General features: G+C 33.6%; 11 protein-coding genes. 7 read left to right on the forward strand and 4 right to left on the reverse strand.

Annotated features, from left to right (window positions below; translation table 11 throughout):
• Positions 1–107: 107 nt before the first annotated feature.
• Positions 108–572, reverse strand: coding sequence for an RpiB/LacA/LacB family sugar-phosphate isomerase (locus tag BM238_RS07730; protein WP_090079614.1), 465 nt, complete (start codon positions 570–572; stop codon positions 108–110).
• A gap of 30 nt (positions 573–602) precedes the next feature.
• The gene (tkt, locus tag BM238_RS07735) at positions 603–2,609 is read right to left on the reverse strand and encodes a transketolase (RefSeq protein WP_090079615.1); all 2,007 of its coding nucleotides are present in this window, start codon (positions 2,607–2,609) and stop codon (positions 603–605) included.
• 563 nt (positions 2,610–3,172) lie between these two features.
• Between tkt and BM238_RS07740 the strand changes: the two genes are divergently transcribed.
• Positions 3,173–5,101, forward strand: coding sequence for an ABC-F family ATP-binding cassette domain-containing protein (locus BM238_RS07740; protein WP_090079616.1), 1,929 nt, complete (start codon positions 3,173–3,175; stop codon positions 5,099–5,101).
• A 274-nt stretch (positions 5,102–5,375) separates the two neighbouring features.
• Here the strand turns inward: BM238_RS07740 and BM238_RS07745 are convergent, their stop codons facing one another.
• Positions 5,376–5,606, reverse strand: coding sequence for a hypothetical protein (locus tag BM238_RS07745; RefSeq protein WP_090079617.1), 231 nt, complete (start codon positions 5,604–5,606; stop codon positions 5,376–5,378).
• Between the two features lie 147 nt (positions 5,607–5,753).
• Here BM238_RS07745 and BM238_RS07750 point away from each other — a divergent pair, with 147 nt between their 5' ends.
• The 5 genes from BM238_RS07750 (at position 5,754) to BM238_RS07765 (ending at position 8,865) form a co-directional block, all read left to right on the forward strand.
• The gene (locus BM238_RS07750; RefSeq protein ID WP_090079618.1) at positions 5,754–7,082 is read left to right on the forward strand and encodes a hydroxymethylglutaryl-CoA reductase, degradative; all 1,329 of its coding nucleotides are present in this window, start codon (positions 5,754–5,756) and stop codon (positions 7,080–7,082) included.
• Between the two features lie 3 nt (positions 7,083–7,085).
• Positions 7,086–7,250: a hypothetical protein gene (locus BM238_RS14410; RefSeq protein ID WP_177205443.1), complete on the forward strand. Its 165-nt coding sequence runs from the start codon at positions 7,086–7,088 to the stop codon at positions 7,248–7,250.
• Position 7,251: 1 nt separating this feature from the next.
• Positions 7,252–7,638: a DUF423 domain-containing protein gene (locus BM238_RS07755; RefSeq protein WP_090079619.1), complete on the forward strand. Its 387-nt coding sequence runs from the start codon at positions 7,252–7,254 to the stop codon at positions 7,636–7,638.
• 195 nt (positions 7,639–7,833) lie between these two features.
• Entirely contained in the window at positions 7,834–8,580 is a 747-nt protein-coding gene (locus tag BM238_RS07760; RefSeq protein ID WP_090079620.1) for a DUF1223 domain-containing protein, read from the forward strand.
• 27 nt (positions 8,581–8,607) lie between these two features.
• On the forward strand, positions 8,608–8,865 hold the full coding sequence (locus BM238_RS07765) for a hypothetical protein (RefSeq protein ID WP_090079621.1): 258 nt from the start codon (positions 8,608–8,610) through the stop codon (positions 8,863–8,865).
• 17 nt (positions 8,866–8,882) lie between these two features.
• Here the strand turns inward: BM238_RS07765 and BM238_RS07770 are convergent, their stop codons facing one another.
• Positions 8,883–10,760, reverse strand: a complete 1,878-nt coding sequence (locus BM238_RS07770) for a chloride channel protein (protein ID WP_090079622.1) — start codon at positions 10,758–10,760, stop codon at positions 8,883–8,885.
• 237 nt (positions 10,761–10,997) lie between these two features.
• On the opposite strand from BM238_RS07770, the gene BM238_RS07775 reads away from it, so the two are divergent.
• Positions 10,998–12,278 (forward strand): chloride channel protein, encoded by a 1,281-nt coding sequence (locus BM238_RS07775; RefSeq protein WP_090079623.1) that lies wholly within the window; start codon positions 10,998–11,000, stop codon positions 12,276–12,278.
• Positions 12,279–12,493: the final 215 nt, after the last annotated feature.

Below are 12,493 nucleotides of genomic sequence, written 5' to 3' on the forward strand. Positions count from 1 at the left end.
CTGTTCTTGTGTTTTTTTGAACGCAGAGAACTCAGAGTTTTAATTTATTTTAATGCTTTTAAGTTCGCAGAGGCATTTCATTTGGCAGAGAACAATTAAAATTTTCTCTAATTTTTTTCTGATTTTTTGATTTTTTCTAAACGCCTTAAATGTCTTTCAGCACCGATAAATTTCGCATTTAAAAACGCCAAAACTAATTCTTCAGCACTTGCAAAACCTGTAACACGACCGCCGAGACAAATTAAATTCATATCATCGTCTTCCACACCTTGGTGCGCAGAAAAATAATCTGTAATTAATGCCGCACGAATTCCGGAAATCTTATTCGCTGCAACACAAGCACCAACACCACTTCCACAAATCGCAATGCCACGAAAAACTTCTCTATTAGCAACTGCTTTCGCTAGCGGAATAACAAAATCTGGGAAATCATCGGCAGAATTTAACTCAGTTGCACCAAAATCGACGCACTCAAAATTATTTATATTTAAAAAAGATTTTATTTTTTCCTTTAATTCAAAACCGCCGTGGTCTGCGCAAATTCCTATTTTATTTGATGAATTTTCGGACATTTTTTATTATATTAAAGGTTGATTTTAGAATTATTTTTTAGAAATTAAAGCCTTCGCTTTTTTCACCACATTTTCAACTGTAAAACCATATTCTTTCATAATTTCCTCTGCCGGTGCGGATTCTCCAAATTTGTCAATGCCTAAAACATCGCCTTCATCGGTGGTATATTTTAACCAACCAACACTTGATCCCATTTCAACAGCCAATCTTTTTCGGATATTTTTAGGGAAAACTTTTTCACGATAAGCAGCAGATTGTTTATCAAATAAATTCCAGCACGGCATACTTACAACGCGAGCATCGATTTTATCTTTTTTCAATTCTGATTGTGCTTCTAGAATTAATTGAACTTCTGAACCTGTCGCAATCAAAATCACATCCGGTTCACCTTCAGAATCTGATAAAATGTAAGCGCCTTTTTCAAGATTTTCTGCTTTTGCATATTTTTTCTGATCAATAATTGGAAGTTCCTGACGGGTCAAAGAAATGGCAACCGGTCCATCTTTATGTTCGATGGCAACGCGCCACGCTTGTGCAGTTTCGTTCGCATCTGCAGGACGAATTACCGTCATATTTGGAACAGTTCGCAAACCAATAAGTTGCTCAATTGGTTGATGCGTCGTTCCATCTTCGCCTAAACCGATACTATCATGCGTGAAAACCATGATCTGACGGATTTTCATGATCGCAGCCAAACGCAATGGTGGACGCATATAATCAGAGAAAATCAGGAAAGTCGCGCCATAAGGAATTAAATAATTACTCAAAGCCATTCCATTTAATACCGAACCCATCGAATGTTCACGAATTCCAAAATGGAAATTTCTACCATCGCGATGTTCAGCAGAAAATGACTGATAATCATTAAGAACAGTATCTGTAGAAGGTGATAGATCTGCGGAACCCCCAATTAAATTGGGTAAAAATTCGGCAATTGCGTTTAAGGTTTTTCCAGAGGCTTTTCTGGTTGCGATTCCTGCACAAGATTCAAAAACGGGTAATTTCTCCTTCCAACCTTCTGGTAATTTACCGGATGAAATTAACTCATATTCTTTGGCTAAATCCGGATGGCGTTTTTTATAATTTTTATATAAAGTATTCCATTCTGCTTCATTTTCCGCAGAAACTTCGCCTGCTTTTTTGTAAAAATCGGCAACTTCTTCAGGAATAAAAAAATCTTTATCAGGATCAAAACCAAAATTTTCTTTTACCAATCGAACTTCTTCTTTACCAAGCGGCGAACCGTGCGCTGCTGCAGAATCTTCTTTATTTGGACTTCCGTAACCAATAATGCTGCTCACTTTTATCAGCGAAGGACGATTGGTTTCTTTTTTTGCTTTTTTAATGGCTTTTCTAACTGCTTTTAAATCATTGATATCTGGCAAATCCTGAACATGCCATCCGTAGGCTTTAAATCTTTTAGACACATTTTCATCAAATGCAATATCCGTATTTCCTTCAATTGTAATGTGATTGCTGTCGTAAAAATAAATCATATTTCCCAAACCAAGATGACCTGCAAGAGACGCGGCTTCTGCAGAAACGCCTTCCATTAAATCTCCATCGCTGCAAATCGCGTAAATTTTATAATCGAAAATATCAAATTCTGGCTGGTTGTATCTTTCCGCCATATATTGTTGCGCGATCGCCATTCCGACACCATTTGCGAAACCTTGTCCGAGAGGTCCGGTTGTAACTTCGATTCCGGGCGTCATTCCATATTCCGGATGTCCCGGCGTAATGCTGTGAAGTTGGCGGAAATTTTTAATATCATCTATCGAAATTCCATAACCTGTTAAATGTAAATAACTGTACTGCAACATACAAGCGTGTCCGCAGGAAAGAACAAAACGATCTCGGTTTGCCCAATTTGGATTTTTCGGATTGTAGTTCATTGCTTCTGCCCACAAAACATGACCTAAAGGCGACAAAGCCATTGGTGTTCCCGGATGTCCGGAATTTGCTTTTTGAATAGCATCGGCGGATATAATTCTTACGGTGTCGATTCCTTTTTGGATGAGATCTTTTGCTTTCATTTTTTTTATGTAATTTTTTGATTTAAATTTTAGAAAAATACTTATAATTGATAAATATAAAATTCCTTATTTAGCAGGAATCTATAATCAAATTTGTCTTGCGCAAAAAATTTAAATCTGTAATATTAATTTGAAAATTCAAACTATATTTAAGATAATTGGAAGAATTTTTATTTAATATTTTAGCTATTTGAAGACTGTAAAAGTCCGAACAACTGAATAATATTAAACTCTTATTTGACATAGTAAGTTTGAATTCTAAAAATATTTATTAAAATATTTTTTTAGATAACTAAAGGTAGCCAAATTTATGCCGAATGATTTATTCAATTAATAGAGAATTTCGATTCCTCACATTTAAGACAAATCGATTATTATATACTTTGGTTTAACTTTAAATATTTCAAATGCGATCTTACTCATATTGAAAAAGATTAAGGCATTTAATTACTTTTTTTACCAAATATTTTTAAGAAAAACAGTTTTAAATTTACATTTTCAAATCCCTTGAAAATCACTACTTTTGCAAATTCAAAAAAGAGTTCAATTTTAAATATTATCGCGTGCTTTCAGTTCAAGGTTTAGGTCTTCATCATTCAGGAAATTATTTATTTTCAAACGTCAATTTTACCATTAAAAAAGATGATAAAATCGGTCTTGTTGGGAAAAACGGTGCCGGAAAATCAACACTTTTAAAAATGTTTACCGGCGGCATTAATTTTTACGAAGGCACAATTGTTCCCGAAGGAAATATTACCATTGGATTTTTAAAGCAAGATTTAGATTTTGTAAAAGGAAGAACCGTTTGGGATGAAACCATGCAGGCTTTTGAACAAATCAATATTTTAAAAAATGAACTTGAAGAAGTTAATAAACAATTAACAACCAGAACCGATTATGAAAGTGATGATTACGCACTTTTAATTCAAAAAATGACAGATTTAAACGATTTGTTAATGCATCACGACGCGTATAATTTAGAAGGCGATGTTGAAAAAGTGCTTTTTGGATTGGGTTTTAAAGCCGATGATTTTCATAAAATTACCGATGAATTTTCTGGAGGATGGAGAATGAGAATTGAATTGGCAAAACTTTTACTTCAAAAAAATGATTTAATGCTTCTGGATGAGCCAACCAATCACCTGGATATGGAATCCATCATTTGGCTGGAAGATTTTTTGAAAACTTACAACGGCGCAATCGTTTTGGTAAGTCACGATAAGCAATTTATGACCTCGGTTTGTAACCGGACTTTTGACATTAATAATAAAAAAGTTGACGATTATAAAGCGAATTATTCCAAATATTTAGAACTCAGCAAAGAGCGAAAAGAAAAACAAATTCAGGCAAAGAAAAATCAGGATGTGGAAATTAAGCAGATGGAAGACAACATCAACCGTTTTCGCGCCTCTGCAACCAAGTCTTCTTTTGCGCAATCTTTAATTAAAAAATTAGATAAAATTGACCGAATTGAAGTTGACAATGACGATGTTTCAAAATTCAATATTCGTTTTGTGCAATCTGTTGTTCCCGGAAAAGTTATTTTTGAAGCCAAAAAATTAGGAAAAGCCTACGGTAAAAAAGAGGTTTTTGATGAAGTGGATTTCTTCGTAGAACGCGGTGAGAAAATCGCGCTTTTAGGTCAGAATGGACAGGGAAAAACAACGATTGCTAAAATTTTATCTGGTGAAATTACAGATTATACAGGCGAATGGAATTTAGGTCACAACGTAAATATCGGTTATTTTGCTCAAAATCAGGAAGAAGTTTTAACGCCAAATAAAACCGTTTTAGAAGAAGCAGAAGATGCGGCGACCGAAGAAACACGACCAAGAGTTCGGGATTTATTGGGAAGTTTCCTTTTCCAAGGCGATGATGTGACGAAAAAAACTAAAGTACTTTCCGGTGGGGAAAGAAACCGTTTGGCTTTGTGTAAATTATTGCTGCGTCCGTTCAATGTTTTGATTATGGATGAGCCGACGAATCACCTGGATATTCAGTCGAAGGAAATTATTAAAATGGCTTTAAATAAATATGAAGGCACTTTAATCGTGATTTCTCACGACCGGGAATTTCTGCAAGGTTTGGCTGATAAAATTTTCGAATTCCGTGATGGAAGAATGAAAGAATTCCTTGGAAACATTGATGAATACTTAGAATATCGACAAAAAGAAAGCATCCGAGAAATCTCTGCGGAACGTTCTAAACTTCAACTTGCAAAAGACGCAACGGCAGTTGCAGCTAAAAAAGAAGTCATTGTAGAATCTGCGCCAATTGTGATTCAAAGCAAAGAGCAGAAAAATCTGATCAATAAAATTAAAAAAGTAGAAGAAAAAATTTCAGAATTAGAAACTTTGGTTGAAACTCTGGAAAAATCTTTTACCACAGAAAATCCTTCGGACGAAACTCTGGAAAATTACAATTCTAAAAAAGAAGAATTGAATTCTGCTTTGGAAGAATGGTCGTTTTTGGCGGATCAAGTTGAGGTTTAAATTACAGATTCAGGTCATTTTCCCATTTGTGTAAACCAAATACTACGATTTTATTGTCCTCTGGAACAATCTCAAAATTTAAAGCATAACCTTTTACAATAAGTTCTCTAAAATTTTTATCATTAAAAAATTTAGATTGTTTTTGTAAGGCATATTTATAATTTTTCTGATTTCAGCTTAAATAACTTTACTTAAGTTTTTAGCAGCGATAGGTTTGTCATAAGAAATATAAATTACTTGTCTTTGCAGTTTTTGTTGAAACTGCGGTGTAATATCAATTTTCATTATTTTTAATAAATAAATCCATTTCCGCTTCGGCCTCATTTACACTTAAAACATCAGTGGGATTTTGTTTATATAAATCATAATCTCTTTGCAATTGAGACTTTATTTTTTCAAATTTTGACGTATCTTCTACTTCCAAATCTTCCTTCGAAAAAGTATCCAAAAAATTTTTCAATTTTTCATATATGGATTCGCTGTAATGCAATGTAATTGTTTTCATTAGAAAATATTTATTGAAACAAATTTAGCAATAAAATATTTAGGTGAAAATGAAATTTATTGATGAAAAATTTTCTCTAACTTACTCTTAACCTAAATCTCATCCTAATCCTAAATTTCCTTATCTTTGAAATTCAAATGAAATTCTATGAATCATACGCCGGTGGAAGGTTTTTCTAAACTTTCTAAGCAAGAAAAAATCGATTGGTTATTACAGGAATATTTAGAAAATAATCAGGATTTTAAAAAAGTTTTAGAGCAATATTATAATGAAGATGCCGATCTGCAGAAACTGCACGATGAGTTTTCTGAAAATACGATTTCCAATTTTTACATGCCTTATGGAATTGCGCCTAATTTCCTAATCGATGGCAAATTACTCGCTTTACCAATGGCAGTTGAGGAAAGTTCAGTAGTTGCGGCGGCTTCAAAATCTGCAAAATTCTGGCTTAATAAAGGTGGTTTTAAAACGACAATTATCAACACCGAAAAACTCGGTCACACGCATTTTATTTTAAATGTGGAACCGCACAAAGTCTTGCATTTCTTTAATTTTAAATTAAAAAAGAAACTATTAGAAGCCACAGAAGCGATCACAAAAAATATGCGAAACCGCGGCGGCGGAATTTTAAATATAAAATTAATTGATAAAACGGCAGATCTGGAAAATTATTTCCAGTTAAAAGCCAGTTTCGGAACGGCAGATTCGATGGGCGCCAATTTCATAAATTCATGTCTTGAACAATTTGGAAAAACTTTAAAAGAAGAAGTTTCAAAAGAGGAAAGTTTCACAGAAGAAGAAAAAAATTCCTTACAAATTGTGATGAATATTCTTTCGAATTTTACACCAAATTGTATTGTAAGAGCCGAGGTTTCTTGTAAAATTGAAGATCTGAAAGACGATAGCGGAATTTCAAATGAAGACTTTGCGTGGAAATTTAAACAAGCCGTGACGATTGCAGAAATTGAACCTTATCGCGCAACCACGCATAATAAAGGCGTAATGAACGGCGTAGATGCAGTTGTGATCGCCACAGGAAATGATTTCCGCGCGACGGAAGCCTGTGCGCACGCTTACGCCGCAAAATCCGGGAAATATAAAAGTTTAACGCATTGTACAACTGACAATGAAATTTTTCGTTTTTGGATCGATCTGCCAATTTCTGTGGGCGTTGTCGGCGGTCTAACGAACCTTCATCCTTTGGTTAAATTTTCTCTGTCGCTTTTAGGCAAGCCTTCCGCGCAGGAATTAATGAGTATTTTGGCGGTTTCTGGTTTGGCCCAAAATTTTGCAGCGCTTCGTTCGTTGATCACGACTGGAATTCAAAAAGGTCACATGAAAATGCATTTGCTTAATATTCTGAATCAATTGGGCGCGACAGAAGATGAAAAAAAATATTTCGTCAACTATTTTAAAGACAAAACCGTTTCGCACCACGAGGTGATTGATGAGTTTAATAAAATGAGAAATCTGTAGAAAATGTTCGGAATTATTCTCGCAGTTGTTATTTTGATATTTGGTATTTTTCTAAAAATTACGAAAGAACCTGAATTTCAAAATTCTAAAAAATTCGCGTGGCTATTTATCCTTTTGGGAATTATCACACTCGCTGGAAAATTAACACTACTCTTTTTAAACAAATAATATGAAGACTTTTACATTAATATTTGGCGCTGTTTACGGTTTAATTTCCGTAATTCTTGGTGCTTTTGGGGCGCATTTATTCAAAAAATTTCTTACAATGGAGAAACTTCAAAGTTTTGAAACCGGCGTTCGTTACCAAATGTACGCGGCTTTTTTTCTTCTTATTATTGGGTTTTTTCTAAAATTTGAAACGGGAACAGAAAAATGGATCTCAATTTTGATGATCGCCGGAACATTCTTGTTTTCCGTCAGCATTTACCTTTTGGCGTTTTCAGAAAATGCGAATTTACCAACAAAAGCAATCGGTCCAATTACGCCGCTTGGTGGACTTTTAATGATAATTTCCTGGGGAATGTTGATTTATTTTTTCGCTAAAAATCGTGTTTAATTTTTTTTAGAAGCAAGAGGAGTTATTTATATTTCGAAGATTGTTCCCGCTTTCCATTACAATCTTTTTATAATTTTAAAAAATTATAAAAAGGATTTTCATTTCAATCGGGGCTATTTTTGAAGCGTTTTTCTTCTTTCAATTTTCCTTAAAAATCTGAAAATCAAGTTTTTTAGTATATTTAATTAAAATATTATGAAACTCAAGTCGCTTTTAATACTTCTGATTTTACCGCTTTTTGGTTGTTCGCAAAACGCCAAAAAAAACATCTCACAAATTTCAAGTGACTCAAAATCAGTGAAAGTTATTGAACTATTTACTTCGGAAGGTTGCTCAAGTTGTCCACCTGCCGATAAATTGGTTGAGGAAGTTCAAAAAAATAATTCTGAAAACGTCATAATTCTCGCTTATCACGTAGATTATTGGGACAGATTAGGTTGGAAAGATACTTTTAGCCAAAAGAAATTTTCAGAAAGACAAAGTTGGTATTCCAGTATTTTTAATTTGAATTCCATTTACACACCGCAAATCGTGGTTGATGGACAAAAGCAATTTGTTGGTTCAGATGAAAGTGAACTTTCGAAGGCTTTGAAAAATCCTACTTTAAATATTCAAAATCGTGGACTTTCTATTAAAATTTCAGATTCTAAAAATGACAAGATTTCTGTAGAATATAATTTAGAAAAAATAAATCCTGATGATATTTTAAATTTCGCCTTAGTTCAAAATCATGCAATAACGCAAGTGAAACGTGGCGAAAATAGCAACAGAACACTTTCTCATGTTGATATTGTAAAAGAATTTACGTCTGTAAATCCTGGAAAAACTGGAAAAATAGATTTAAATGATGATAATTTAAATCAAAAAGATTTTCATGTGGTTGCTTTTTTACAGAACAAAAAAACAGGCAAAATTTCAGCGGCTGAAACATCGTCATTTTAAAAACAACTTCTTTTACAAAAAAATTATATGTTCTTTATCTTCGGAATCAGCAAAAAATTAAAACAGAAAATTGACCAAAAGGTTTTATACAATGGCGAAATGGTGACTGGGATTATCAAAGTTTACCGCTTTTATTTTGACTTCTTTTTTATTCCGTTTATCCCTTTGCATCGAACTTACAGTTTGTATATTCCAAAAACAGATGAATATTATGAGAATAATTATTTTGGGAAAATGCCGAAAAAATATTTAGAGATCTGTAAACAGGCTGCGAAATCAGTTTAAAAAAATTATAACAAGTCTTAGTTTTTTCGAAACTTATGAACTAATTTCTGCCCGCGAATCAACATTTTGTAACTTTTTCGTTTTAAAGAAATATTAGGATTTTTCATTTCGTGAGTAGAAATTCCCTGTTTGTAACAAGAGAGAATATCACGATAAGATACAATTCCGACAATAGTTTTATTATTTACAACTGGTAAAACGTCTGTATTTTCTTTTGCCATTGTTTCTGCGGCAGTTAATAAAGAATCATTCAAATTTATTGTAACGTAATTTCCTTTAAGTAAAGATTTAACTTCATCTTCGTCAGAATTATTGGTATCAAAAATAGTAGAAAAACTTACGGTTCCTTTATATTCTCCTTCATTATTAGCAATTACAAAATAATTTTGTTGTTCCCCTTTTTCTAAATACAATTGTTCCTTTATGTTTTTAATCGTTTCATGCTCATTAATTACCATTCCGACACTTTTTAAAACTTTATTCACCGTTAATTTTTCAAGTAAATCTGGTTCATATGAAGTTGGCGTTCTTACACCTCGACGGGCAATTTTCTCGGTCATTATTGTGTTTTCCATTAAGAAAAATGAAACAACATACGCCGCAAGACAAGCGCCAAGTAAAGGAAGTAACGCACTCGATTGTCCAGTAGTTTCCAACGCAAAAATTATTGAAGTTAACAATGCTCTGGAAGAACCGGCAAACATTGCAGCCATTCCAACTAATGCAGCAAGTGGAATTAGAACGCCTGATTGAGGAAAAATAAGTTTAATTCCCATTCCTAATAATACGCCAACCGCGCCACCAATTGTTAATAATGGCGCTAAAGTTCCACCAGAAGTTCCACTTCCCAAAGCGATTGCCCAGGAAATAAATTTTAAAAAGCATAATGATAACACTACTGAAAGCGTCAAGTTACCTGAAAGAATATTGGTGATATTTTCATAACCTACACCTAAAGTTTCTGGTGCAAAATATCCGGTCACCCCAACCACCAAGCCACCAATGGCGGGAAACCAAAAGAAATGAACGGGAAGTTTTTCAAAATTTTCTTCTACTAAATAAACTATTTTACTCACGCCAACCGATAAAACGCCAATAATAATTCCCATCATACTGTAAGCAAATAATGCGAAGTTGCTTGGAATCGCCATTTTAGGCATTTCAAAAACTGGATTTGCGCCAAATAAAAGATGATGTCCCGCCGCACCCGTGATACATGCAATTGCAACCGGAATAATGGAACGTGCGGAAAATTCAAATAACAATAATTCTATAGCTAGAAAAATTGAGGCGATTGGGCTTCCAAAAATTGCAGCCATACCTGCAGTTGCGCCCGCAGCCAATAATATTTTTCGCTCGTTATCGGATATTTTCAAAATTTGACCAAGCGTCGAACCCAAGGCGGCGCCAGTTGCAATGATCGGTCCTTCCGCACCAAAAGGTCCACCAGTTCCGATTGCGATTGCGGAAGACAATGGTTTTAAATAAGTAATTGCAGGTTTTATTTTACTTTCATTTGTTAAAATTTGTTCCATTGCTTCCGGAATGCCATGCCCGCGAATTGCTTTTGAACCATAAATGGTCATAAAACCGACAATTATTCCACCAATTGCAGGAATTATAATTACAAAAATTCCCAAAGAATTTCCGACTGGTGTTGCATGCTCCAATGAAAAACGGCTGTAAAAAGAAATATTGGTAATTAAGTTAAGAAGAAGAATTAAAAATTTAGCGATTAAACTTACACAAATTCCTAAAAGTAATGCCAATCCAGAAATAATGAGTATTCTTTTTTTATTCTCTCCTTTTCTTGTTACAAAATTCTCTGCTATGAGAGTTGAATGTAATGAAGGGGAAATTGGAATTCCATCATTTAATAAGTTACTTTTTTGCATTTTGCTAATGATAACGTTTTTTAAAAATAACGTTGGATTTCAAATTTACGTAACTTAAAGGATAATAAAAAGCCTTTAATCTTTTTATTATAAAAATTCTTTGCATTTATCTTAAAATATTTTGATGATATTATATCATGTTTTCAATCCACTTGCAATAAACGACTGTTTTAAATTTTTCCTTAAATTTGCAAAATTGAAAACTTTTAAATATTATTTTTCAAAATTACTTTTAAAATGAAATTACAACGACGCCGAAAATTAGTACATTATCTAAATATTTTGGATCATCCAATTAAATTTAGCCCTTTTGTATTTAGTAGAAATTTTTTAATGTGGGCAACTGTTGGTTTGATAGGTGGTTTTATTGCAGCATTGTATTGGATCGCACTTTTATTTTTAACGGACAAAGCACATTTTATTGTAGGTTGGGAAGTTATTCCATTTATGTCAATTGCTGGACTTCTTGCAGGTTTAATTATTCACTTTATTGGCGACCCTGGTGAGATGCATTTAATAGTTGATAATATTAGATTTAATAAAGGCAAACTTGATCCTAAAAATAATCCTTCTGCTTTTTTATCATCGCTTATTTGCGTTGCGTCAGGCGGAAGTTTGGGACCAGAAGGTCCGATGGTCCAAATCACAGGTTCTACAGGAACTTGGTTGGGAAAAATTTTCAGATTAAAAGGTGAAGATCTTCGGTCTTTAACGATTGCTGGAATGGCATCTGGATTTACTTCGCTTTTTGGCGCGCCACTTGGCGGAAGTCTATTTTCTTTGGAAATTTTGCATCACGAGCACGCCGTTGAATATTACAAAGCGATTATTCCGGCGTTGGTTTCCAGTTGTTTTAGTTATGTCGTTTTTGCTTTAATTATTCATTTGGGTTTGGGTGCCACGTGGAATTTGCAAGATTATCAATATTCAGGTGTTTACGATTTTCTTTACGCGGTTCTTTTTGGTATTTGCGCCACTTTTATTGGCTGGACTTTTATTTATGTAACTAAATTTTTCAAAAAATTATTTGAAGCCAGACCTTTACCAATTTATATCCAAACTTTAATTGGTGGCATTTTATTGGGAATTATTTCTTATTATGTTCCAATCACGAGATTTTTTGGTCATGTCGAAATTAATCAATTAGTAAGTTCAAATTATACTTTTACGATGCTTGTTGTAATTTTAGTATTTAAAATCTTAGCTACTTCAATCACCGTAACTTCAGGATGGCGCGGTGGATTTATTATTCCGTTATTCTTCGTGGGAACTGCTCTGGGATTAATAATTCACCACATTTTTCCAGAGACCAATTTAACTTTGGCAATCGTAAGTTGTATGGCGGCGATAAATTCTTGCGTAACGCGAACGCCGATGAGTACAACGATCTTGCTTGCAACTTTGACTGGATTTACCTTTTTTATTCCGATACTTTTTGCGAGTTTGACGGGTTATTTTTTAGCACCTAAAATTCCTTTTATTAGCACACAATCTGAAAAGAAACAAAAACATCTTTGATAAATTCTTAGCGCACGGATTTTACAGATTTTCACAGATTGATTTAAATTTTGTGGAAAAAGTTATTAAACTAAATTCAAACTTCAAAAGATATTGAAAGAAGCGAAAATCTGCAGCCCGACTTGAGTGGAAATCCTTTTTTTTGCATTTGAAAAAAAAGATTGGGAACGGAAGGCGGAAATGTCTGCCCAAAAAATTATTAAATCCATAAAATT

Origin of the sequence: Halpernia frigidisoli, assembly GCF_900113805.1 — a bacterium.
In the GTDB taxonomy this organism is placed as follows: Bacteria; Bacteroidota; Bacteroidia; order Flavobacteriales; family Weeksellaceae; genus Halpernia; species Halpernia frigidisoli.

Bases quoted from the DNA above. Each gene is read 5' to 3' on its own strand.
- BM238_RS07745 (WP_090079617.1), bottom strand. From the start codon at position 5,606: ATGAAAACAATTACATTGCATTACAGCGAATCCATATATGAAAAATTG.
- BM238_RS07760 (WP_090079620.1), top strand. From the start codon at position 7,834: ATGAAACTCAAGTCGCTTTTAATACTTCTGATTTTACCGCTTTTTGGT.
- BM238_RS07750 (WP_090079618.1), top strand. From the start codon at position 5,754: ATGAATCATACGCCGGTGGAAGGTTTTTCTAAACTTTCTAAGCAAGAA.
- tkt (WP_090079615.1), bottom strand. From the start codon at position 2,609: ATGAAAGCAAAAGATCTCATCCAAAAAGGAATCGACACCGTAAGAATT.
- BM238_RS14410 (WP_177205443.1), top strand. From the start codon at position 7,086: ATGTTCGGAATTATTCTCGCAGTTGTTATTTTGATATTTGGTATTTTT.
- BM238_RS07775 (WP_090079623.1), top strand. From the start codon at position 10,998: ATGAAATTACAACGACGCCGAAAATTAGTACATTATCTAAATATTTTG.
- BM238_RS07755 (WP_090079619.1), top strand. From the start codon at position 7,252: ATGAAGACTTTTACATTAATATTTGGCGCTGTTTACGGTTTAATTTCC.
- BM238_RS07770 (WP_090079622.1), bottom strand. From the start codon at position 10,760: ATGCAAAAAAGTAACTTATTAAATGATGGAATTCCAATTTCCCCTTCA.
- BM238_RS07765 (WP_090079621.1), top strand. From the start codon at position 8,608: ATGTTCTTTATCTTCGGAATCAGCAAAAAATTAAAACAGAAAATTGAC.
- BM238_RS07730 (WP_090079614.1), bottom strand. From the start codon at position 572: ATGTCCGAAAATTCATCAAATAAAATAGGAATTTGCGCAGACCACGGC.